The 22,514-nt window shown below is 69.6% G+C and carries 21 protein-coding genes and 1 pseudogene; 14 read left to right on the plus strand and 8 right to left on the minus strand.

What is annotated here, in order from left to right; genetic code table 11:
- Positions 1–97 precede the first annotated feature (97 nt).
- The gene (locus PG878_RS05775) at positions 98–817 is read left to right on the plus strand and encodes a hypothetical protein (protein ID WP_209029508.1); all 720 of its coding nucleotides are present in this window, start codon (positions 98–100) and stop codon (positions 815–817) included.
- Between the two features lie 66 nt (positions 818–883).
- Here the strand turns inward: PG878_RS05775 and PG878_RS05780 are convergent, their stop codons facing one another.
- Positions 884–2,149, minus strand: a complete 1,266-nt coding sequence (locus tag PG878_RS05780; RefSeq protein WP_209029509.1) for a cation:proton antiporter — start codon at positions 2,147–2,149, stop codon at positions 884–886.
- Between the two features lie 125 nt (positions 2,150–2,274).
- Here PG878_RS05780 and PG878_RS05785 point away from each other — a divergent pair, with 125 nt between their 5' ends.
- From PG878_RS05785 to PG878_RS05795, 3 genes are all read left to right on the plus strand, one after another.
- On the plus strand, positions 2,275–2,529 hold the full coding sequence (locus PG878_RS05785; protein WP_244672428.1) for a membrane dipeptidase: 255 nt from the start codon (positions 2,275–2,277) through the stop codon (positions 2,527–2,529).
- Positions 2,530–2,983: 454 nt separating this feature from the next.
- The gene (fusA, locus tag PG878_RS05790) at positions 2,984–5,041 is read left to right on the plus strand and encodes an elongation factor G (protein ID WP_209029510.1); all 2,058 of its coding nucleotides are present in this window, start codon (positions 2,984–2,986) and stop codon (positions 5,039–5,041) included.
- Positions 5,042–5,170: 129 nt separating this feature from the next.
- Positions 5,171–5,653 carry a hypothetical protein gene (locus tag PG878_RS05795; protein ID WP_209029511.1) on the plus strand — a complete coding sequence of 161 codons (483 nt, stop codon included), beginning with the start codon at positions 5,171–5,173 and terminating at the stop codon, positions 5,651–5,653.
- A 253-nt stretch (positions 5,654–5,906) separates the two neighbouring features.
- Here the strand turns inward: PG878_RS05795 and PG878_RS05800 are convergent, their stop codons facing one another.
- Positions 5,907–7,463 (minus strand): alpha-N-arabinofuranosidase, encoded by a 1,557-nt coding sequence (locus tag PG878_RS05800; RefSeq protein ID WP_209029846.1) that lies wholly within the window; start codon positions 7,461–7,463, stop codon positions 5,907–5,909.
- Positions 7,464–7,870: 407 nt separating this feature from the next.
- On the opposite strand from PG878_RS05800, the gene PG878_RS05805 reads away from it, so the two are divergent.
- Positions 7,871–8,935, plus strand: coding sequence for an aldose epimerase family protein (locus PG878_RS05805; RefSeq protein WP_209029512.1), 1,065 nt, complete (start codon positions 7,871–7,873; stop codon positions 8,933–8,935).
- Between the two features lie 107 nt (positions 8,936–9,042).
- On the opposite strand, the gene PG878_RS05810 is transcribed toward PG878_RS05805, so the two are convergent.
- The gene (locus PG878_RS05810) at positions 9,043–9,837 is read right to left on the minus strand and encodes a cytochrome C assembly family protein (protein ID WP_209029513.1); all 795 of its coding nucleotides are present in this window, start codon (positions 9,835–9,837) and stop codon (positions 9,043–9,045) included.
- A 104-nt stretch (positions 9,838–9,941) separates the two neighbouring features.
- Between PG878_RS05810 and ffh the strand changes: the two genes are divergently transcribed.
- The 8 genes from ffh to rplS all read left to right on the plus strand — a co-directional run bounded on the left by ffh (position 9,942) and on the right by rplS (position 16,491).
- Complete coding sequence (ffh, locus tag PG878_RS05815) at positions 9,942–11,321, plus strand: signal recognition particle protein (protein WP_209029514.1); 1,380 nt, start codon at positions 9,942–9,944, stop codon at positions 11,319–11,321.
- A 68-nt stretch (positions 11,322–11,389) separates the two neighbouring features.
- Entirely contained in the window at positions 11,390–12,208 is an 819-nt protein-coding gene (locus tag PG878_RS05820) for a DUF2314 domain-containing protein (protein ID WP_209029515.1), read from the plus strand.
- A 2-nt stretch (positions 12,209–12,210) separates the two neighbouring features.
- Positions 12,211–13,299: an NAD(P)H-dependent flavin oxidoreductase gene (locus tag PG878_RS05825; RefSeq protein WP_209029516.1), complete on the plus strand. Its 1,089-nt coding sequence runs from the start codon at positions 12,211–12,213 to the stop codon at positions 13,297–13,299.
- A complete protein-coding gene (locus tag PG878_RS05830; protein WP_209029517.1) occupies positions 13,296–14,096 on the plus strand; it encodes an aminotransferase class IV in 801 nt (266 codons plus the stop codon). The genes PG878_RS05825 and PG878_RS05830 overlap by 4 nt, the downstream gene beginning before the upstream one ends.
- A gap of 174 nt (positions 14,097–14,270) precedes the next feature.
- Positions 14,271–14,531 (plus strand): 30S ribosomal protein S16, encoded by a 261-nt coding sequence (gene rpsP / locus PG878_RS05835; protein WP_209029518.1) that lies wholly within the window; start codon positions 14,271–14,273, stop codon positions 14,529–14,531.
- A gap of 43 nt (positions 14,532–14,574) precedes the next feature.
- Positions 14,575–15,087: a ribosome maturation factor RimM gene (rimM, locus tag PG878_RS05840; RefSeq protein WP_209029519.1), complete on the plus strand. Its 513-nt coding sequence runs from the start codon at positions 14,575–14,577 to the stop codon at positions 15,085–15,087.
- 73 nt (positions 15,088–15,160) lie between these two features.
- A complete protein-coding gene (trmD, locus tag PG878_RS05845; RefSeq protein WP_209029520.1) occupies positions 15,161–15,943 on the plus strand; it encodes a tRNA (guanosine(37)-N1)-methyltransferase TrmD in 783 nt (260 codons plus the stop codon).
- 131 nt (positions 15,944–16,074) lie between these two features.
- Positions 16,075–16,491: a 50S ribosomal protein L19 gene (gene rplS, locus PG878_RS05850; RefSeq protein ID WP_010342237.1), complete on the plus strand. Its 417-nt coding sequence runs from the start codon at positions 16,075–16,077 to the stop codon at positions 16,489–16,491.
- Between the two features lie 294 nt (positions 16,492–16,785).
- On the opposite strand, the gene PG878_RS05855 is transcribed toward rplS, so the two are convergent.
- On the minus strand, positions 16,786–18,246 hold the full coding sequence (locus PG878_RS05855; RefSeq protein WP_209029521.1) for an MATE family efflux transporter: 1,461 nt from the start codon (positions 18,244–18,246) through the stop codon (positions 16,786–16,788).
- A gap of 401 nt (positions 18,247–18,647) precedes the next feature.
- Positions 18,648–18,761, minus strand: a pseudogene (locus PG878_RS20825) (chorismate-binding protein); the annotation flags it as partial.
- Between the two features lie 290 nt (positions 18,762–19,051).
- On the opposite strand from PG878_RS20825, the gene PG878_RS05865 reads away from it, so the two are divergent.
- A complete protein-coding gene (locus PG878_RS05865; RefSeq protein ID WP_209029522.1) occupies positions 19,052–19,459 on the plus strand; it encodes an RNA-binding S4 domain-containing protein in 408 nt (135 codons plus the stop codon).
- Between the two features lie 142 nt (positions 19,460–19,601).
- On the opposite strand, the gene coaE is transcribed toward PG878_RS05865, so the two are convergent.
- The 3 genes from coaE to PG878_RS05880 are packed head-to-tail and all read right to left on the minus strand — an operon-like array spanning position 19,602 to position 22,368.
- Positions 19,602–20,225, minus strand: a complete 624-nt coding sequence (gene coaE / locus PG878_RS05870) for a dephospho-CoA kinase (RefSeq protein WP_209029523.1) — start codon at positions 20,223–20,225, stop codon at positions 19,602–19,604.
- 13 nt (positions 20,226–20,238) lie between these two features.
- The gene (locus PG878_RS05875; protein WP_209029524.1) at positions 20,239–21,102 is read right to left on the minus strand and encodes a prepilin peptidase; all 864 of its coding nucleotides are present in this window, start codon (positions 21,100–21,102) and stop codon (positions 20,239–20,241) included.
- Positions 21,103–21,108: 6 nt separating this feature from the next.
- Complete coding sequence (locus PG878_RS05880; RefSeq protein ID WP_209029525.1) at positions 21,109–22,368, minus strand: type II secretion system F family protein; 1,260 nt, start codon at positions 22,366–22,368, stop codon at positions 21,109–21,111.
- Positions 22,369–22,514 lie beyond the last annotated feature (146 nt).

A 22,514-nucleotide genomic window follows, 5' to 3' on the forward strand; every position in this document is an offset into this window, starting at 1 on the left:
GGCCGCCGTCACCGCCGGCGCGTCGTCGTGGCGGCGGCCATGCCCGTGAACTGCTCGCGCGTGCGCGATCCCATCTGACGGCAAGGAGCCGCCACCCATGATCGAGCCTCCCAAGATCGTGCTCTGCATTCCCGGCCCATGGCCGGATCGGTCGGACCTGCTCGCGCGCATCGTCCAGGACAGCGGCGGCTACCTGTTCGCCGGGCAGGTGCTGATGCACATGGACAGCGGCCAGGCGTGCGAACTGCAATACGAGCCGCACGATGCACGCATGCTCGACGCGTTCGCCGCCGCCGGGCCGCACTGGCGCGGCTCCGCGGACATGGCGCGCATCGGGACGCATGCCTCGGTGGTCTACCTGATCGGTGCCGGCGGCTCGCGGGTGCGCGCGGAGGCGATGATGCGCGCGGCCGCGGCGGTGCTGGACGCCGGCGGCCTGGGAGTCAAGGTCGAAAGCAGCGGCGTCGCCCACAGCCCGGCCGACTGGCGGCAGCTGTGCGTGAATCTGGCGCAAGGCAGTGCCCATCGCGCCTACGTGCTGAACATCACCGGCGAGCAGGTGCATTCCTGCGGCATGCACCAGTTCGGCATGAAGGACGCGATCGTCGCGGCGCAGGCGGCAGCCGACCCGGTCGGCCTGCTGCACACCTTCACCTGCTACCTGTTCAACGAAGCGCCGGACGTGCGCGTCGGCCATACCTTCTCGGTCGCGGCGGACGCGCCGCGCTACCGGCTCCAGGCCGAGCCGAGTACCCAGTTCCAGCCCGGCGACCTGTTCGCCAATCCCTACGGGCTGTGGCGGCTGACGCCGCTGTGACCGCGGTTTTCTTGCCGCATCCGTGTACGCCGAGTCGGCGCTGCCGTCGTCGAACGCCTGCGTGCGTCAGGGGCGTCCGCCCGCTACCGCCGGCAGTGCGTCGCCGCCCGCGCGGCGCATCACCCAGTTGAACAGCGGGGTGGCCATCAGCGTGGAGGTGATGGCCATCAGCACCAGGATCGAGAACAGACCCTGCTCGATCACCCCGGCCTGCAGGCCGATGTTGATGATGATCAGCTCCATCAGCCCGCGCGCGTTCATCAGCGCGCCGATCGCCATCGCATTGCGGTTGTTCTCGCCGCTGATCCGCGCCGCGGCCCAGCAGGCGATGCCCTTGCCCAGGAACGAGGCCAGCAGGATCGCGCCAGCGGCCAGCAGGATCTGCGGGTCCAGCAGCACGCTCAGCTCGGTCTTGAGGCCGGAGAAGGTGAAGAACATCGGCAGCAGGAATACCACCACGAACGGTTGCAACTGCTCGCGCAGTTTCTCGGTCAGCGCCCCCTTGGGCAGGCAGGCGCCGAGCAGGAAGCCGCCGAACACCGCGTGGATGCCGATCGCATCCATCGCCCAGGCGCTGAGGCAGAAAAGCATCAGCACCACCGCCAGCACGCCGGCGCTCAGCGGCTGGTCGGGGCGCACGTGGTCGGCCAGGCGGCGCAGCCAATGGCGGCCGACCAGCAGCATGAACAGCGCGTAGCCCACGCCGCCGCCGATCGCCAGATAGGCGCTGCCCCAACTGCCGCCGAAGCTGGCCAGCACCACCGCCAGGATGCACCAGGCCGCGGCGTCGTCGACCGCGCCGGCGGTCAACGCCAGGGTGCCCAGCGGGCTGCCGGTGAGGCCGCGCTCGTGGATGATCCGCGCCAGCATCGGGAACGCGGTGATGGCGATGGCCGCGCCCAGGAACAGCGAGGCCTCCAGCAGCTTGGCCTTGGCCGAGAACAGCCCCGGCACGTGCAGCAGCCACGGCGCCAGCACGAACGCCAGCACGAACGGCACCGCGATGCCGGCCAGCGACACGCCCATCGCGCTGCGGTAGCGCGTGCGGAAGTGGTCGCCGCGGAAATCGGTGCCGACCAGGAACATGTACAGGCCCACGCCGAACTGCGCGGCCACGTAGAGCATGTCCAGGGTCGGCTTGGGAAACAGCGCATGCTGCAGGTCCGGCAGCAGCGCGCCGAACAGCGATGGCCCCAGCGCGACGCCGGCGATCATCTCGCCGACCACCTGCGGCTGGCCCAGGCGCCTGGCCAGCAGGCCGACCAGCCGGCACACCAGCAGGATCACCGCCGCCTGCAGGAAGAAATATACCGACATCTGCGGGGTGGTCATGGGCGGCCGTCCTGGAAGTGTCGGCGGATGATAGGAGGCCGGCGCCGCGAAATCCATGCGCGCGCCGCTTCACGTGGTGGGGCGGGGCGCGTTTGCGGTATGGTGCCTCGCGCGCCGCGTGGCACATGCCCGATTCGCTGTTCTTCCCGGCCACGGAGCAGGACAGGCGCGCGTTCGCCGCGGACCTGGTGCAGCGGCGCCGCGACGGCATCGGCGCGCCAGGGGAGAACCGGCTGCCGTACCTGCCCGACGTCAACACCCCACGCAAGCTCGAACGCGTCGCCGACGCGCTGCTGCGCCAGGGCTACGGTGCCCGGGTCGCCGAAAAGGTGCTGGGAGCGAATTTCGAGCGGGTGTTCGGCGAGATCTGGAGCGTGTGATGTTGCGCGATGCGCAATGGACCAGACGTTACGCCACGCCAGGGCGCGTTGCATGCAGCATCGTTCACCGTTCCAGCGACGCTACGCCGATCGCATTGACCCGGCCCGCGCACAGGTTCAGACTTGCGGCCACATCTCCACCCGAACGTCCTGCCGCCATGGCCCACGCACCGCTGCTGATATTGCCCAACGCCCTGCGCGTCAGCGCAGGCCGGGTGCGCCTGCCTGAAGGAGTGGTCGACGCCGTGCGCTAACGCCGGCCATCGTCGATCCGCCGCAGCCAAGCACCCGATGGGTGCTTTTTTATTGCCTGTTTTTCGCTGTTCCACCGTTCCGACACGCCAAGGAGAACGTGCCATGCACTACGCCGCCGAACCCGAAACCTAGCCGCATGCCCGCCTCGCCAACCGGGGCATGCGGCGTCCCCCGTGTTGGCAATGCGGAACCTAATCTCATGAACACGCACACCCTTTCCCGCTGGCGCAACCTCGGCATCATCGCCCACATCGACGCCGGCAAGACCACCCTCACCGAACGCCTGCTGTGGGTCACCGGCGCGATCCATCGCATCGGCGAAGTCCACGATGGCGCCGCCACCACCGACTTCTCCGAGATCGAGCGCGCCCGCGGCATCACCATCGGTGCGGCCGCGGTGCAGGCGCAGTGGGCGCCGGCCGGGCAGCCGGCGCATCGCCTGACCCTGATCGACACGCCCGGGCACATCGATTTCGCGATCGAAGTGGAACGTTCGCTGCGCGTGCTCGACGGCGCGGTCGCCGTGTTCTCTGCGGTCGACGGCGTGCAGCCGCAGTCGGAGACCGTGTGGCGGCAGGCGCGTCGCCACGGCGTGCCGATGCTCGCCTTCGTCAACAAGATGGACCGTGCCGGCGCCTCGTTCGACGGCGTGCTGGCGCAGTTGCGCGGCAAGCTCGACGCGACCGTCTGGCCGGTCGGCGTGCCGTTGCCGGGCGTCTCCGGCTTCGACGGCTGGAGCGACCTGGTCGGTGGCCGCCTGCTGACCTGGGACGACGAGGGGCAACTGCACGCGCGCGCCTGGAACACCGAGGAGCAAGCCACGTTCGCTGATGCACGCGAGCAGTTGATCGCCGCGGTGGCCGAGCACGACGAGGCGCTGGCGCAGGCCTATCTCGAGGAACGCGCGATCGACGCCGAACTGCTGCGCGCTGCCTTGCGCCGGGCCACCCTGGCCGGCGCCGGCGTGCCGGTGCTGGCCGGTTCGGCGTTCAAGCGCAAGGGCATCGAGCCGCTGCTGGACGCGATCGTCGACTGGTTGCCGTCGCCGCTGGACCGCCCGCCCGTCGCCGCCCGCGCCGACGCGGGCGCCGATGCCGAGGACGGACACGAGACCTTGCTGGCGCCGGATCCGGCCGGTCCGCTGGCGGCGTTGGTGTTCAAGTTCGCGCATACCGCGCAGGGGCCACTGGCGTTCGTGCGCGTGTATTCGGGCACCTTGCGCGTCGGCGACACGGTGTGGACCTCGCATGCGCGACGGCCGCGCCGGGTCGGGCGGCTGGCGGTGGTGCAGGCGCAGCGCACCCACGACGTGGACCAGGCGCAGGCCGGCGAGATCGTCGCCGTGCTCGGCTGGAAGGACGCGGTCAGCGGCGAGACGCTCAGCGGCGTGCAGGCGCGGTGGGTGCTGGAACGCATCCGCACACAGCCGCCGGTGCTGGCGTGGCGGCTCGGCGCGGCCAACGCGACCGAGCTGGTGCGGCTGGGTCAGGGCCTGGCGCGGTTGGCGCAGGAGGATCCGTCCTTCCGCGTCGACAGCGATCCGGAGACCGGTGAAGCGGTGATCTGGGGCATGGGCGAACTGCACCTGGAGGTGATGGTGGAGCGCTTGCGCAGCGAGTGGCACGTGGACGTGCGTACCGGGGCGCCGCGCGTGGCCTACCAGGAAACGCCGCGCGCGGCGGCGCTGGACGTGGCGGCGCGGCTGTCCAAGCAGAACGGCGGCCAGGGCCAGTTCGCGCAGGTAGTGCTGGATGTGCTGCCGCGCGCGGATGGTGCGGTCACCTTCGTCGACCGCAGCCGCGGCGGCGTGGTGCCGAAGGCCTTCGTCGCCGCCACCGAGAAGGGTGCGCGTGCGGCGCTGGCGCAAGGCCCGCTCGGTCATCCGGTGGTCGGCGTGGAGGTGGTGCTGGTCGATGGCCAGGCGCATGCGGTGGATTCGTCGGACCTGGCGTTCCAGCGCGCGGCGTCCGACGCGGTGAAGGCGGCGCTGGCGCAGGCCGGCACGCACCTGCTGGAGCCGGTGATGGCGGTGGCGATCGACACGCCGGCGGGTAGCGTGGGCGACGTGCTCGGCGATCTGCAGCGGCGCGAGGGACGCGTCTTGGCGATCGAAGAGCGCGGCTCCCGTGCCGAGGTCGTCGCGCAGGCGCCGCTGGCGCAACTGCAGGCCTATACCACCGCGTTGCGTTCGCTGACCCAGGGACGCGCATCGGCGAGCATAACCTTCGACGGCTATGCGCCGGTCAGGGCCGCGTGAGCCGGATCGCCTGCTGGCGATGCGGTAGGAGGACGAGGAGCCGGTTCGCCGGCTCCTCTTTTTTTGTCCGCGCTTGCGTCGGCGCCGCGATCCAGGCTTCATAGCCGGCCCCGATCGCCGGAGCCACCCATGCATCGCCGTCTTGCCCTCCTGACCCTGCTTGCCCTGTCGCCGGCGCTCGCCGCGGCGCAGCCGCCGGCATGCGCCACGCCGCTGCAGATGGCCGAGCGCCTGTACAAGGCGCGCGATTTCTACTGGCAGCCGCAGAACCTGGACGGGTTGCTGACGCCGTCCTTCGCGCACGCGCTGCAGGCCGACCAGCGCTGCGCCGCGCGCGAGGGCGTGTGCAGGCTGGACTTCGATCCGTGGACCAGCGCGCAGGACGGCGACATCCAGGGCGCACCGACCTTCACCCTGGTCTCGGGCGGTTCGCAGGCCACCGAGGTGGAGGTGCGGATGGACTACCGGCTCGCGCTCGGCGGCCGCGCCGCGCGGGCGCGCTCGGTCAAGATCGAGCTGCAGCGCCGCGGCAACGGTTGCTGGGCGGTCAGCGACCTGATCGCGCCGGACGGGCAGTCGCTGTTCGCGCTGCTGACCGATCCGGAGGACTAGGCGCGCAGAGCGTCGCGCCGCGCAGGCGTCCCAATCCCTCTCCGGGCAAGGGACGCGTGCGCCGTGCGCATGGCCGCATGCCGCCCTCAATGTGCGGGAGGCGATGGATGCGCAGGGGGGGGGCTCACTCGCACGCGCACGCTGGCGAGCGGTGGATTGGAATGGGGAGGAGTGGATGTGCGGCGCGGACCGACCCTCACCCCAACCCCTCTCCCGGGGGAGAGGGGCTAGCAGTGCGGCAGTGGCCTGGGGGCTACTTCAGCTTCAGCATCACGATCGCCTTGGCCGGCAGCGCCACCCGCAACGTGTCGCCCTGCAGGCGGGCGCCTGCGAACGCGGCTGGGCGTACCGCCTGCGGCTGGGCGAAGGTGTTGAGCGCGTCGATGGTCGGGGCGGTCAGGATCTGCCCGTCGACACTGCGCGCCTGCACGCCGTCGACCTGCAACGCGACGTCGGCGCTGCGGTTGGGGTCCAGATTGGTCAGCGCCACGTACACGTGCCCGTCCTTGGCCCTTACCGCCGAGCCGTGCACCGCCGGCACCGTGTAGCCGGCATGCCGGTAGTCCGGCGTACTGATCTGCAGCGGCAGTGCGGTCGCGTCCTGATAGGGCTTGTACAGCATGAACACGTGGTAGGTCGGCGTGAGCAGCATCCTGTCGCCGTCGGTGAGGATCATCGCCTGCAGCACGTTGACCATCTGCGCGATGTTGGCCATGCGCACGCGGTCGGCGTGCTGGACGAAGATGTCCAGGTTGAGGGAGGCCACCAGCGCGTCGCGCAAGGTGTTCTGCTGGCGCAGGAAGCCCGGGTTCACGTCGGGCAGGCCCTTGTACCAGGTGCCCCATTCGTCGACCACCAGCGCGACCTTCTTGTCCGGGTCGTACTTGTCCATGATCGCGCTGTGCTTGGTGATCAGCTCGTCCATCAGGAGCGTGCGCGACAGCGTCTCGATCCAGGCCGCCTCGTCGAACGTGGTGGACGAGGCGCGCGGCGGCCAGCCGCCGGGAATGGTGTAGTAGTGCAGGCTGAGGCCGTCCATGTATTTGGTGGCCTCGCGCATCATCACCTCGGTCCAGTGGTAGTCGGCATCGCTGGGGCCGGGTGCGATCTTGAGGATGGTCTGGTCGGCCGGCGCCTTGACGAAGGTCTGGTAGCGGCGGAACACGTCGGCGGCGTATTCGGCGCGCATGTTGCCGCCGCAGCCCCACAGCTCGTTGCCGACGCCGAAGAACGGCACCTTCCACGGCGCCTGGCGGCCGTTGCGCCGGCGTTGTTCGGCCAGGGTCGAGCGGGTGGGCGCGGTCATGTACTCCACCCACTGCGCCATCTCGTCCGGCGCCGCGTCGCCGACGTTGCCGGCCACGTAGGCCTGCGTTCCGAGCAGTTCGGTGAAATCCATGAACTCGTGGGTGCCGAAGCTGTTGGGTTCCTCCACGCCGCCCCAGTGGGTGTTGACGCTGGTGGGGCGCTGGCTGCGCGGACCGACGCCGTCGCGCCAGTGGTATTCGTCGGCGAAGCAGCCGCCGGGCCAGCGGATGTCGGGCACGTCCAGCGCCTTCAGCGCGGTGACCACGTCGTTGCGGTAGCCGCGAGTGTTGGGAATCTTCGAGTCCGGCCCGACCCAGACGCCGCCGTAGATGCCGGTGCCCAGGTGCTCGGCGAACTGCCCGAACAGGTGGCGCGACACCGCGGCGCCGGGGCGGTCGGCACGCAGGGTGCCGCGCACCTCGACGTCGGCGGCCTGGGCCAGCGTGGCGGCCAGCGCCAGGCCCAGCGTTGCGGCGAGCAGCGGCAGCCGCCGCCACTGCACCGCGCGCTGCTTCAGGGAACGGGGCGAACGCATCGGGAACTCCTTGTCGGGTAGGGCGGCGCTGTCGCCAGCGTCGCGTGGAAGCGACGGCCGGCAGGCGGCCACGACGTGGCGCCAAGCCGATGCCGCATTCGGGTGGCGCAACCCCGGCACGCATCGCCTCCGCGCCTGTCCCCGGTTGCCCCGCCCCCGAGCATAAAAGAGACGTGCAGGGCGGACCAATGTCCGAATGCGCTGCCGCCATATCCGAATTGCAATACGCGGCACCGCCCCGCGCGCAGCCCGGTCCGCGCGTGTGCGCGCTATCGCACAGCGCACGGCCGATGCTGGCGCAGCGATGGCCGCGCCGCGTCCTCGCTGGTTATGCTGCGGACCCCGCGCATGCGCATCACCGAACAGGCTCCTGCATGTCCTCGCTCTTCGGTCATCTTTCCGACGGTACCGCCATCCAGTGCGCGATCCTGGACAGCGGCGACGGCCTGCGTGCCGAAGTGCTGACCTACGGCGGCCTGCTGCGCAGCCTGCGGCTGCACGGCGCACACGGCGATACCGAGCTGGTGCTGGGGCTGCCGACGCTGCAGGACTACCTGCACGACCCGGCCTACCTGGGCGTGCTGGTCGGGCGCTTCGGCAACCGCATCGCCGGCTCGGCCTTCACCATCGATGGCCGGCACTACACCGTTACCGCCAACGAGGGCGCCAACCACCTGCATGGCGGGGCAGTGGGCTTCGGCCGGCGGGTGTGGACGGTGCTGGCGCAGACCGAGCGCATGCTGCAGTTGCGCTACGACTCGCCAGCCGGCGAGGAGGGCTACCCGGGCAATGTCTCGGTGGAGGCGACCTACCGCGTCGATGGTCGCTGCCTGAGCGTCGAGTTCGTCGCGCAGACCGATGCGCCGACCCCGCTCAATCTCACCCACCATCCCTATTTCAACCTGGCCGGCGATGCTGCGGTGCCGGCCGCGGCGCAGCGGCTGCGGGTCCCGGCGGATCGCTACCTGCCGGTGCGCGACGCCGCGCTGCTGCCGCGCGGCGAGGTCGCCACGGTCGTCGGCACGCCGTTCGATTTCCGGCAGGCGCGTGCGATCGCCGACAAGGACATCGCCGCCGATCCGCAACTGTCGCTCAGCGCCGGCTACGACCACTGCCTGGTGCTGGCCGACGGCCACGACTGCACCGCGCTGCTGTATTCGCCGCACAGCGGCGTGGCCATGCGCATCGCCAGTCCGATGCCGGCGGTACAACTGTACGAGGGCCAGGGCCTGGACCGGCAGCATCCGGAGCTTGGCCGTGGCATCTGCCTGGAGCCGCAGGGCTACCCGGACGCGCCGAACCAGCCGGGATTTCCCGATTGCATCCTGCGCCCGGGTCAGGTCTATCGCCACCGCATCGCCTACCACGTCGCCGAGGTTGGCCGCGGCGCCGACTGGGCGGCGGTGGAGGCGGCGCTGGTGGAGCAGGGCCGCGGTTGATGCGGGGGGGGGGGGGGCCAGCTTCAGCCGCGACCGGGCATTCCCGGCAGGACCGGTCGCGGCTGAAGCCGCTCCTACAAAACATACGTCGCGCTAGTCTGCTCAGGCTACTGCGCGTGCCCCAGCACCAGCTCGATCACGAACTTGCTGCCGAAGAACGACAGCAGCAGCAACAGCATCGCCGCCAGGGTCCAGTGCACCGCCTTGACCCCGCGCCAGCCATAGCGCCAGCGGCCGAACAGCAGCGCGCCGAACACGATCCACGACAGCACGCTGAGCACGGTCTTTTGCACCAGCCGCTGCGCCAGGAAATCCTGCACGAACAGCACCCCGGTCAGCAGGGTCAGGGTCAGCAGGATGAAGCCGACCACGATGGTGCGGAACAGCAGCGTCTCCAGTGCGGTCAGCGGCGGCAGCGCGCGCAGCCAGGGATGGAAGTCGCGGCGTCGCAGCGCGCGCTCCTGCAGCCACAGCATCACCGCCAGCAGGGCGGCGATGCCCAGCGTGGCGTAGGCCAGCAGCGCCAGCCAGGCGTGCAGTTGCAGCCGCCAGTCCAGCACCGGTGCCGGCGCGTGGCCGTAGCCGTGGTAGGCCAGCAGCAGCGCGGCCGACAGCGGGAACACCACCACGCCCAGCGCGGCCATGCGCCCGCTGGCGCCGACCAGTGCGGTCATCAGCGCCATGCCCAGGCTGACCAGCGACAGCGCGGCGAAGAAATGCATGTCCGGGCCGCCGGCGGTGTGCAGGGCCACCTGCACGTGATAGCCCGCATGCAGCGCCACCGCCGGCAGGGCCGGCAGTAACCAGGCCCGGCTGCGGTCCACCCGGTCGCGCACCACCGCGGCGATCAGCAGGCCGGTCGCGGTCAGGTACAGCAGGGCGGCAAGGACGGTGATGAGCATCGCGCCAGTTTCGCATATCGGCCCGCCGTCGTGACGGCGGCGCCGGGGATCGCCGGCGCGCCCGGCTATAATCGACGGCCGTTTCCCGTCCGCGACCCGCCCGCATGTTCGAATCCCTCACCCAACGCCTCTCCGGCACCATGCAGCGCCTGCGCGGCCGCGGTCGCCTGACCGAGGAGAACATCCGCGAAGCCACCCGTGAAGTGCGCATCGCGCTGCTCGAGGCCGACGTCGCCCTGCCGGTGGTGCAGGCGCTGATCGAGCGCATCAAGGTGCGCGCGGTCGGCCAGGAAGTGCTCAAGAGCCTGACCCCGGGCCAGGCGCTGATCAAGGTCGTGCGCGACGAGCTGACCGCGGTGATGGGCTCGGCCGCCAGCGACCTCAACCTCAACGTGCCGGCGCCGGCGATCGTGCTGATGGCCGGCCTGCAGGGCGCGGGCAAGACCACAACGGTCGGCAAGCTGGCCAAGCACCTGAAGGAAAAGCGCAAGAAGAAGGTGATGGTGGTGTCGGCCGACGTGTACCGTCCGGCCGCGATTGAGCAGCTCAAGACCCTGGCCGAGCAGGTCGGGGTGCTGTTCTTCCCGTCCGAGGCCTCGCAGAAGCCGGTGGACATCGTCCGCGCCGCCATCGCCGACGCGCGCAAGTCCTTCGTCGACGTGCTGCTGGTGGATACCGCCGGCCGCCTGGCCATCGACGCGGCGATGATGGAGGAGATCAAGGCGCTGCACGCCGCAATCGCCCCGGTCGAAACCCTGTTCGTGGTCGACGCGATGACCGGCCAGGACGCGGCCAACACCGCCAAGGCATTCAGCGAGGCGCTGCCGCTGACCGGCGTGGTGCTGACCAAGACCGACGGCGACGCCCGCGGCGGCGCGGCGCTGAGCGTGCGCTACATCACCGGCAAGCCGATCAAGTTCATCGGCGTCGGCGAGAAGCCCGACGGCCTGGACGTGTTCCATCCCGACCGCCTGGCCAGCCGCATCCTCGACATGGGCGACGTGCTGTCGCTGGTCGAGCAGGTCGAGCACCAGGTCGACAAGGACAAGGCGCAGAAGCTGGCCGAGAAGGTCGCCAAGGGCAAGAAGTTCGACCTCAACGACATGCGCGACCAGCTCGAGCAGATGCAGAACATGGGCGGCCTGTCCGGGCTGATGGACAAGCTGCCGGGCATGGGCCAGATCCCCGAGCACCTCAAGCAGCAGGTTGCCGGCAACAAGGACGTGCCGCGGATGATCGCCATCATCGGCTCGATGACCAAGAAGGAGCGGCGCAACCCGGGCCTGCTCAACGGCTCGCGCCGCGCGCGCATCGCCCGCGGCTCCGGCACCCAGCCGGCCGACGTCAACAAGCTGATGAAGCAGTATCAGCAGATGGAAAAGATGATGTCGAAGATGGCCGGCGGCGGCATGAAGGGCCTGATGCGCGGCATGAAGGGCATGATGGGCGGCATGGGCGGCCGCGGTGGTCTGCCGTTCCGCTGAGCCCGCGGCACGGCGCATCGCGCCCCGCGCCTGCGCCGCTTACGATCCATTGCAAGCAGGAGTCGATGATGAGTAAGGACACTACCTATTCCGTGGACGGCGAGGACGCGGCGATGCGTGAGGCGTTTCTCGCCGCGCGCCGCACCTTCAAGTTCTTCTGGCGCGAAATGTCCTGGGAGTACCGGCGCATCGTGCCGGGGCTGGACATGGCGGCGATCAAGCTGGCGTTCGCGACCGATTCCGACGACGGCGACGCGCCGCCCGTCGAGCACATGTGGGTGGGCGACGTGCAGTTCGACGGGGACACCGTCTCTGGCGCCTTGCTCAACGATCCGGCCTACATTTCCTCGCTGCAGGCTGGCGACGCCGTTTCCGCGCCGGTCGCCGAACTGGAGGACTGGATGTACGTCATCGACGGCAAGGCCTATGGCGGCTACACCATCGACGCGATGCGCCGCGACATGTCGGCGGCCGAGCGCGCCGAACACGACGCTGCGTGGGGGCTGGACTTCGGTGCGCCCGGGCAGGTCAGGCTGGTGCCGGCGGAGAAGAAGCGTGGGCTGCTCGGCGGCCTGTTCGGTCGCAACGACAAGGCCGAGGACGACGCCGACGCGCTCGCGCTGCGCGAGCACCCGATGAGCGAGAACATGGGGCCGCGCATGGACGAGGATCTGCGCGCCCGCCCCGATATGGCGCAGATGGTCGACGAGCAGGGCTGGACGCTGCTGCAGCGCGACGCGCTGGCCGGCAACTATCAACCGGTGGAGACGCTGTTGCGGCACGGTGCCGATCCGTCGCTGCGCAACCCGCGTGGCCACACGGCGCTGGAACTGGCGCAGCAGATGCAGTGGCCGCGGATCGTGCAACTGTTGCAGCAGGCGCACTGAGTATGAACGGCCTGGCAGGCGGGAAGTCCGCGGCGCGCGCGCGGGCATCGCGCTTTTGCCAGGATTTCGGCCTGCGCCTGCCCATCCTGCTCAGCCCGATGGCCGGCGCCTGCCCGGTGTCCTTGTCGGCCGCGGTCGCTGCGGCCGGGGGCATGGGCGCGATGGGCGCGGTGCTGTCCGCGCCGCAGGACATCGTGACGTGGATGGACGCGTTTCGCGCCGCCGGTGGTGGGCCGGCGCAGGTCAACCTGTGGGTGCCGGATGCGCCGCCCGTGCGCGACGCCGTGGCCGAAGCCGAGGTGCGCGCCTTTCTCGGGGCCTGGGGACCGCCGGTCGATGCCGCCGCCGGCGATGCGGCGCCGGCCGATTTCGACGCCCAGTTCGAGGCCCTGCTCGCGGCGCGGCCGGCGGTGGCCTCGTCGATCATGGGCCTGTTCCGCCCGGACCAGGTGCAGCGCTTGCAGCAGGCCGGAATCGCCTGGTTCGCCTGCGCCACGACCCTGGACGAGGCGCTGGCCGCGCAGGCCGCCGGCGCCGACGCGGTGGTCGCGCAGGGCGCCGAGGCTGGCGGCCATCGCGGTGCCTTCGAGGCCGGCAGCGCCGAGCGGCAGTTGACCGGGCTGTTCGCGCTGCTGCCGCGGCTGGTCGATCATCTGCGGATCCCGGTGATCGCCGCCGGCGGCATCGGCGACGGCCGCGGCATCGCCGCCGCGCTGACCCTGGGCGCGAGCGCCGTGCAGATCGGCACCGCCCTGCTGCGCAGCCCGGAGGCGGCACTGGCGCCGGCCTGGGCGGCCGCGCTGGCCCAGGCCGAACCCGAGCAGACCACGCTGACCCGCGCCTTTTCCGGCCGCCTGGGGCGCGCGCTGGACACCGATTACGTGCGCGCCGCCGCCGCGCCGGACGCGCCGCCGCTGCGGCCGTACCCGGTGCAGCGCGGGCTCACCGCGCCGATGCGCCAGGCCGCGCAACGCGACGACCGCCTGGCGGGGATGCAGGCCTGGGCCGGGCAATCGGCATGGATGGCGCCGGCCGAGCCTGCTGCGGAACTGCTGGCACGCTGGTGGGCGCAGGCGCAGAACCTGCTGTGAGCGCGCAGGTCTTCCACCGCGGGCAGCCTGCGGGCGCAGAACTGCTGGCCGCGGCCGCGCTTTTGAACTACGGGCATTTCAGCACCATGCAGGTCCGCGATGGTGCCGTGCGCGGGTTCGACCTGCATCTGCAGCGGCTGCAGCAGGCCAACACGGCGCTGTTCGGCAGCGATTTGCCTGTTGCGCGCGTGCGCGACGCGCTGCGAGCGGCGCTGGCCGCGTTCGGCAGTGGCGACGCTTCGCTGCGCGTCACCGTGTTCGCGCCGGGTTTCTCGCTGCGTCGGGTCGATGCCGACTGCGAGGTGGAACTGCTGGTATCGCTGGCGGAGCCGGCGCAGGCCGACCTGGCGCCGCTGCGCCTGCGCAGCGGCGTGTTCGCGCGCGAGGCGTCGCAGTTCAAGCATGTCGGCACCTTCGGCGCTTTTTACCAGCGCCGCCTGGCGCAGCAGGCCGGCAGCGACGACGCGCTGTTCGTCGACGCGCAGGGGCAGGTGGCCGAGGGGCCGACCTGGAACCTGGGGCTGTGGGATGGCGACTGCCTGCACTGGCCGCAGGCCCCGGCGCTGCACGGCACCCAGCAGCGGCTGCTGCAGGCGGGCCTGGCCGCGCTGGGCGTGCCGCAGCAGGTGCGACCGCTGTTGCTCCCGGAATTCGGATCCGACGCGGCCGCCTTCACCTGCAACGCTCGCGGGCAACATGCGGTCGCGGCGGTGGATGGGCGCACGCTGCGCCCAGCCGCGGATCTATTGGCCATGCTGGAGGCCGCGCTGCACACCCAGCCCTGGCAGGCGATCTGAGCACGCCGTGGACGGCCATCGCGGCATGGCTGCCGCTCCTGGCGAATCCCCAATCTCGAACCCCCAATCCCGCGGCCACAGGCCACAGCCCAGACTTGGCAGCGCCGGGGCCGCCCGCTATAATCGTCGGTTCACCGCGCCATCCTGGCGACTGGGCAACACCGGAAACTCACCATGGTCAAGATCCGCCTTACCCGTGGCGGCGCCAAGAAGCGCCCCTTCTATCACATCATCGTGTCCGACGTGCGCAGCGCGCGCGACGGCCGCAACATCGAGCGCCTGGGTTACTACAATCCGGTCGCCCAGGGCGCCGAGCCGCGCGTAGTGCTGGACCTGGCCCGCGTCGACCATTGGGTGTCCAATGGCGCGCAGCTGACCGACAAGGTGCGCAACCTGTACAAGGAAGCCACCAAGAACCAGGCCGCCGCGGCCTGATTCCGCGGGCCGCGCCCAGCGCGCGGCCCTTGCGTTTGCGCCAATGAAAGACAGCCAGCGCCGCATCCTGCTCGGTCGGGTCCTCGGCGCGTTCGGCATCCGTGGCGAGGCCAAGCTCGAGTCCTGGACCGAGCCGCGCCTCGCCATTTTTCGTTACCAGCCCTGGATCGTGCGCAGGCCCGACGGCAGCGAGAGCAGCCTCAGCGGTGTGCGCGGCCGCGAGTCCGGCAAGTCCCTGATCGCCACGCTGCCCGAGGTCACCGACCGCGATGCCGTGGAAGCCCTGCGTGGCACCGAGATCTACGTGGCGCGCAGCAGCCTGCCGCCGCCGCGCCCGGACGAGTACTACTGGGTGGATCTGGAAGGCCTGGATGTGCGCACCGTCGACGGCGTGGCGCTGGGGCAGGTGTCGCACCTGTTCTCCACCGGCGCCAACGACGTGCTGGTGGTGCGCGGCGACCGCGAGCGGCTGGTGCCGTTCGTGCAACCGGACTACATCAAGTCGGTGGACTTCGAGGCCAACCTGATCGTGGTCGACTGGGACCCCGAGTTCTGAGCTCAGCGGCCATGCGGCCGCTTTGGCTTTTGCTTTTCCCATTCCCCATTCCCGACTCCCCATTCCCAGCCTCATGCGCATCGACGTCATCAGCCTGTTCCCCGAGTTCGTCGCCCAGTGCGCCGGGTTCGGCGTGGTCGGGCGTGCCCAGGAACGCGCGCTGCTGGACCTGCACGGCTGGAACCCGCGCGACTACGCCGCCGGCGGCTACCGCAAGGTCGACGACCGCCCCTTCGGCGGCGGCCCGGGCATGGTGATGATGATCGAGCCGCTGCAGGCCTGCCTGCAGGCGGTGCGCGACGCCGATCCGCAGCCGGCGCCGCTGATCTACCTGAGCCCGCAGGGGCGGCCGTTGACCCAGGCCAAGGCCCGCGAACTGGCCGCGTTGCCGCGATTGCTGCTGCTGTGCGGGCGCTACGAGGGCGTGGACGAGCGCTTCGTCGCTGCCGCGGTGGACGAGGAAATCTCGATCGGCGACTACGTGCTGTCCGGCGGCGAACTGGCCGCGGCGGTGCTGGTGGATGCGGTGACCCGGCTGCAGGAGGGGGCGCTGAACGATGCCGAGTCCGCGGCCCAGGACAGTTTCGAAGGCCCGGACGGCCTGCTCGACTGCCCGCACTACACCCATCCGCGCGAACACGCGCTGGGCGAGGTGCCGGCGGTGCTGCGTTCCGGCAACCATGCCGCGATCGCGCGCTGGCGGCGCATGCAGGCGCTGGGGCGGACCTGGCTGCGGCGTCCGGAACTGCTGGACGAGGCTGCGCTGAGCGCGGCCGACCGGCGCCTGCTGCAGGAATTCCGCCAGGAGCGGGAGGCGGCGCTGGCCGCCGAACAGGAAAATCCATCCAGACCCTAGCCATTGCCGCCAGGCTGGGTTAAAATGCCCGGCTTTCCGGCCAGTGCGTTCCGTGCTTGGCCCATCCGATATCGCGCAATCGCCGTGCGGCGACTGCCGGACCACCTCACCAGACACAAGCGGTGCCCACCATGAGCAAGCTCAACAAGACCATCCTGGCCGACTTCGAAGCCGCCCAGATCCAGCGCAAGCTGCCGGAGTTCAACCAGGGCGACACCGTTGTCGTCAACGTCAAGGTGAAGGAAGGCAACCGCGAGCGCGTGCAGGCCTACGAAGGCGTGGTGATCGGCACCAAGAACGCCGGCCTGAACTCCTCGTTCACCGTGCGCAAGATCTCGCACGGCTACGGCGTCGAGCGCGTCTTCCAGACCCACAGCGCCACCATCGACTCGGTCGAAGTGAAGCGCCGCGGCAAGGTCCGCGCCGGCAAGCTGTACTACCTGCGTGGCCTGGAAGGCAAGGCTGCCCGCATCAAGGAAGACCTGGCCGCCGCTGCGCAGGCCAAGGTCGCGCGCCAGGCCGCTGCTGCCGCCGCCAAGGCCGAGTAATTCCCGGCGACCAATCGGTCGCTGCCGCAACGGCCGCCTTCGGGCGGCCGTTTGCGTTTGTGGAATGGCCAGGATGTGCGCCGTGGCTTGTGGTGCGGTGAGTCCCGGCGCTGTTTGCAACCGACGCCGCGCGAGGCACTCGTAGGAGCGGCTTCAGCCGCGACCGGGCCGCCGACCATCATCAAGACGCAGGCAGGCGCTTAGCGGTGAGCGATTCCAGGGGAATGCCCGGTCGCGGCTGAAGCCGCTCCTACAAATGGCGTGTGGATTCGGTCGCGCCGCGCTTAAGCAATGTCAGCGCGCCGGATCCTGCGCCACCGCCACGTCGGCGACCGGCGCCGGCGGCTGCACCGGGACTTCCGCCGGATGCGCCACCGTCTCCGGCGGCGCGGGCGCCAGCATCCGCGCGGTGCGCCAGTTGCCCCAGCGGTAATACGCCAGCGACACCAGCATCGCGCAGGTGGCGCTGGTCGGGAAGCTCCACCACACCGCATCGGCGCCCAGTTGCGGCTGCAGCAACTGCGCGAACGGCACGCGGATGCCCCACAGCGACAGCGCCAGGATCAGCAGCGGTGGGATCACCGCACCGGTGGCGCGGACCACGCCCGAGATCACGAAGGTGACCCCGAAGAACAGGAACGACCATACCGCGATGTGGTTGAGGTGGCGCGCGATTTCCAGCGCCGCGCTGTGCGGCGGCAGGAACAGCGCCAGGGTCCAGCGGTCGAACAGGATCAGCGGCGCGATCAGCGCGCCGGTCAGCAGGAAGTTGAACAGCACGCCCTTGCGCGCAGTCGCCGCGACGCGGTCCCAGCGCTGCGCACCGACGTTCTGCGCGGCCATCGACGAGCAGGCCGCGCCGATCGCCATCGCCGGCATCTGCAGGTAGGCCCACAACTGCAGTGCCGCGCCGTAGGCCGCGGACGTGTCGGTGCCGTAGCCGTTGACCAGGGCGATCATCACGATCATCGCCAGCGAGATCAACACCATCTGCAGGCCCATCGGCACGCCCTTGACGATCAGCGCGCGCAGGATCGGCAGGTCGAGCCGGAACAGCCGCGCGTCGCGGCGGCCCAGCCACAGCACGTGGCGCTTGCGGCGCAGGTACAGCAGCAACCCGGTCAGCGACACCGCCTGCGCGATCAGCGTGGCCCAGGCCGCACCGGCGATGCCCAGCTTGGGAAACGGCCCCAGCCCGAACAGCAGCAGCGGGTTGAAGCCGATGTCCAGCGCCACCGACAGCAGCAGGAAGCGGAACGGCGTGCGCGAATCGCCGGTGCCGCGCAGCGCCGCCGACAGGAACGCGAAGGTGTACAGCAGCGGCATCGCCAGGAAGATCACCCGCAGGTAGGCCTCGGCCAGCGGCAGCGACGCCGCTGGCGTGCCCATCGCCGCCAGCAGGTGCCGCGCCAGCCACCAGCCGCCGGCGGCGATCAGCACCGAGATGCCGATGAAGAAGGTGGCGCTGGTGCCCATCACCCGCCGCGCCTGGGCCACGTCGCCGCGGCCCATCGCCTGGCCGATCAGGATGGTGGCGGCCATGCCGATGCCGAACACCGAACCGATCAGGAAGAACATGATGCTGTTGGCGTTGGCCGCGGCGGTGAGCGCCGCTTCGCCGAGATAGCGGCCGATCCACACGGCGTTGACCGAGCCGTTGAGCGATTGCGCGATGTTGCCGGCCAGGATCGGCAGCGAGAACAGCAGCAACTGGCGGCCGATCGGGCCTTCGGTGAGCGCAGCGGGCTTGGTCATCGCGGGTCGGGATCGAGAGTGAGCCGGCCACACTAGCACCGACGGATGTCGCTGGGGCGATGGTCGGCTGGGGTCTGCTGCGTTCGTGCAGCAGGCCTACGTGGGGCCTGCTTGCGCCGCGCCATGGCGAGCGCGCCGTCGCGGGCGATGTCCAGTCCCACCCGAGCCATGCGGTCGTGCGCTTGCGGCGGGAGTGGACGCGCGTTCGGCACAGATCGCGTCATACGGGCCTTGGGCCTCGTGCACCCAAACACAGCGAGCCGCTGCGCGCCGCACCCTCACCCCAACCCCTCTCCCGGTGGGAGAGGGGCTTTGGCTTCTCCCTTTTCCCCTCGGGACCATGGCCCCCTTTTCGGGGGAAGGTGCCCCGCAGGGGCGGATGAGGGTGCGGACGCCGCCTCGTGCACCCAACCATCGCGAGCCGCACCGGTGTACGCGCCGCGCGTGGTCTGCTCCAGCTCGGCGATGATCTGCATGCAGCGCACCTCGGGGCAGCCGATGATGGTGTCCCCCGGGGAAGGTGGCGGGGGGATCGTCTCGGAGTGCATCCCAGCCGGTGATCGTCGATCCGTGCACGCCGCGCCCGGGCCAGCCCACCTTGTGACTGGTGGGCCTGCCAGCCCATCTTCGCCGCCAACCCATTCATCTCGGGGGAACGGGTTCCGGTGGGCGTGGTGCTTGCATTGGTGTGATCGCATCGCCATCTGTGCGGAGAGACCAGCGCGCCGACCATGCATTTGGGTTCTGATCCGGCGCCGCCCCTTGACTGCCTGCAACCCCAACGCGAGTGATGTCGAGCAACGCAATGAATCAACCTGTCGTGCAAGCTGCTTCGGTGCGCCTGGATGTCTGGCTGTGGGCCGCGCGCTTCTTCAAGACCCGCAGCCTGGCCAAGCAGGCGGTGGAGACCGGCAAGGTGGACGTGGCCGGGCAGCGGCCCAAGTCCTCGCGCGCGGTGCGCGTGGGCGAGCAGGTGCGGGTGCAGCGTGGCGACGAGGTGTTCGAGATCCAGGTGCTGGGGCTGAGCGACACCCGCGGCCCGGCCAGCGTGGCGCAGGCGCTGTACCAGGAGAGCGAGGTGTCGCGCGAACGCCGCGCGCAATTGCGCGCGCAGCGCAGCGCCGAGCGCAACGGCTACCAGGCACCGGAGGGCAAGCCGGACAAGCGCGCGCGGCGCCTGATCCGTGCGTTGGGCGATCTGGACGCGCTGTAGTCGAACGCCCTGCGTCGCCGTGCGATGGGCCGGGCGGCGTTGCGCCGATCCTGGTCAGAAAGTGGGCTGTGGCCTGTAGGCCGCTCGCGTCGATGGCAGTGGCGACGCGTCCGGTGTGCCGCAGTCGTAGCCGGCGCGGATCCTACGAGGAGGCTTTCGCCGCCGCCAATGTGCGGTATTCCCGATCCAGTCGCTCCACCGACGCCTGCAAATCCGCTGCGGCGCCGTCGTTGAGCACCACGTCGTCGGCAATGGCCAGTCGTGCGGCGCGGGTGGCCTGCGCCGCCAGCATGCGCTGCGCCAGGTCGGCGGTGATGCCGTCGCGCTGCATCAGGCGGGCGTGCTGCACTGCCTCGGGGGCGTCGATCACCAGGATCCGGTCGAGCCAGGGATAGGCGGCGCGTGCGCCGACCTCGGTGAGCAGCGGAATCGCCGCGATCGCGTACGGTCCTGCAGCCTCGCGGCACTGTTCCTGTAGCAACAGGCGGATGGCGGGGTGGGTGATCGCTTCCAGGTCGCGGCGTGCGGTCGCGTCCTCGAAGATGCGCTGGCGCAAGGCGGCGCGGTCCAGGTTGCCATCGTCCTGCAGGATCTGCGGCCCGAACCGCGCCACGATCTGCGCCAGCGCCGGATGCCCGGGCGCGACCACCGCACGTGCGGCGAGGTCGGCATCGGCGACGACGATGCCCCTGGCCTCGAAGCGGCGACTCAGTTCGCTCTTGCCGGAGGCCACGCCTCCGGTCAGGCCGACGACGAAATCAGTCAAGCCGCAGGCTCCGTCAGCGCAGTCCCGACCAGCGCATGTAGGTCTCGACGATCTCCGTGCCCCAGAAGAAGGTGATCCAGCCGGCGATCGCCAGGTACGGGCCGAATGGGATCGGCGTTGCGCGGTCGCGGCCCTTGGCCGCCAGCCACAACGAGCCCAGGATCGCGCCGACCAGCGAGGAGATCAGGATGGTCGGCAGGATGCCCTTCAGGCCGCACCAGGCGCCGATCGCGGCGAGCAGCTTGAAGTCGCCATGGCCCATGCCTTCCTTGCCGGTGATCTGCTTGAACAGCCACCACACCGACCATAGCGAGAAATAGCCGACCGCGGCGCCGAGCAGGGCAGGCTTGGCCGGCATGTACAGGTTGTCCATGCTGCCGATCAGGCCCAGCCACATCAGCGGCAGGGTCAACTGGTCCGGCAGCAGGCGGGTACGCAGGTCGATGCCGGACAGCGCCACCAGGAAGCAGCTGAACACGATCGCGCCGAAGCCCTGCCAGCCGAAGCCGAAGCGCCACACGCTCGCAACCACCAGCAGACTGGTGAGCAGTTCCACCAGCGGGTATTGCGGCGAGATCGGTGCATGGCAATAGCGGCATTTGCCGCGCAGCGCCAGCCAGCTGAACAGCGGAATGTTCTCGAACCAGGCCAGCTTGTGCTTGCAGTGCGGACAGTGCGACGGCTCCACCACGATGCCGGGCGGCGGCGGATCGTAGAGGTCCGGAAGCTCCAGGATCTCGCGCGCGTCGCGCTTCCACTGCCATTCCATGCGCTTGGGCATGCGCAGGATCACCACATTGAGGAAGCTGCCCACCAGCAGGCCAAGCCCGGCCGCGGCCGGAAAGCCGAGGCCGGGATGTTGATCGAGAAATGCCATTAATGCTTATCCAACGACGGAGGCCAGCTTGAAGATCGGCAGGTACATGCCGATGACCATGCCGCCGACGATGGTGCCGATGAACACCATGATCAACGGCTCGATCAGGCTGCTCAAGGCATCGACCGCGTTGTTCACTTCCTGCTCGAAATACTCGGCTACCTTGAACAGCATGGCATCCAGTGCGCCGGCCTCTTCGCCGATCGCGGTCATCTGGATGACCATGTGCGGGAACAGATTCGTCTGCTTCATCGCCATGTTGACCGGATAGCCTACGGCCACGTCGTCGCGCATGCGCAACACGGCTTTTTCGTAGACGCTATTGCCGGTGGCGCCGGCGACGATGTCCAGCGCCTCCACCAGCGGCACGCCGGCACGGAAAGTCACTCCCAAAGTGCGCGAGAAGCGCGCCACTGAACTGTTGTGCATGATCTGACCGATGATCGGCACCTTGAGCACCAGTCGATCCATGCCGTGCTGCATCGAAGGAGAGCGTTTGTAGGCAAAGATGAAGCCGCCGATGCTGCCGACCAGTAAGAGCAATAGCATCCACCAGTAAGAAACCATGAAGCGTGAGGCGGTGACGATCATCTGGGTGAAGGCAGGCAGTTCCGCACCGAAACCCTTGAACACATCCTCGAACTGTGGCACCACCCACACCAACAGGATTGAACTGACGATCAAAGCGACGGCCATTACCATGGCCGGATAGAACAAGGCTTTCCTGATCTTGCCCTTCAGTGCTTCGATGTTTTCCTTGTAGGTTGCGACCGTCTCCAGCACGGTCTCAAGAACGCCGGCGCCTTCGCCGGCACGTACCAAGTTGCGGTACAACTCGTCAAATTGCACCGGATGTCTGCTGATTGCTTCATAGAGCGAAGAGCCGCCCTCGATGTCTGTCCGGATATGGTCGACCATCTGCTTCATGCGCGGGTTCTTGTGCCCGCTGGCGATGATCTCCAGGGAGCCCACGATCGGGACGCCGGACTTCATCATGGTCGCCATCTGGCGGCTGAAGAAAGCGATGTCCTTGGCGCCGATCTTGCGGCCGTTAGCGCCGAACAAAGGTTTTGGCTTGGGCTTGACTAAAGACGGAGTGATGCCTTGGCGGCGGAGTTCTGCGCGCAGTAGGTTGGCACTTTTCGCCGTCTGCTCGCCCTTCATCTTGATGCCGCGCTTGTCCGTGCCCTCCCAGACGAAAGGTACCTGCTGGCTGGCCGCACGCGCGACCGGTTCTTTTTTGACTGCGCTGCGCGTTGCGGACATCGGATCGTCTCCCCGTCCGGCCATCCCCGGGCGGACTGGAGGATAGTATAGGTTTCTGCGGCAACTGGCACCTAAGGCCATAACGCGCGCCATCCCTTTCGAGGTGACGCATTGCGTCACTTTTTGACGCATCGGGTCGAATGGTC

This window comes from Xanthomonas hawaiiensis, assembly GCF_031834635.1.
GTDB lineage: Bacteria > Pseudomonadota > Gammaproteobacteria > Xanthomonadales > Xanthomonadaceae > Xanthomonas_A > Xanthomonas_A sacchari.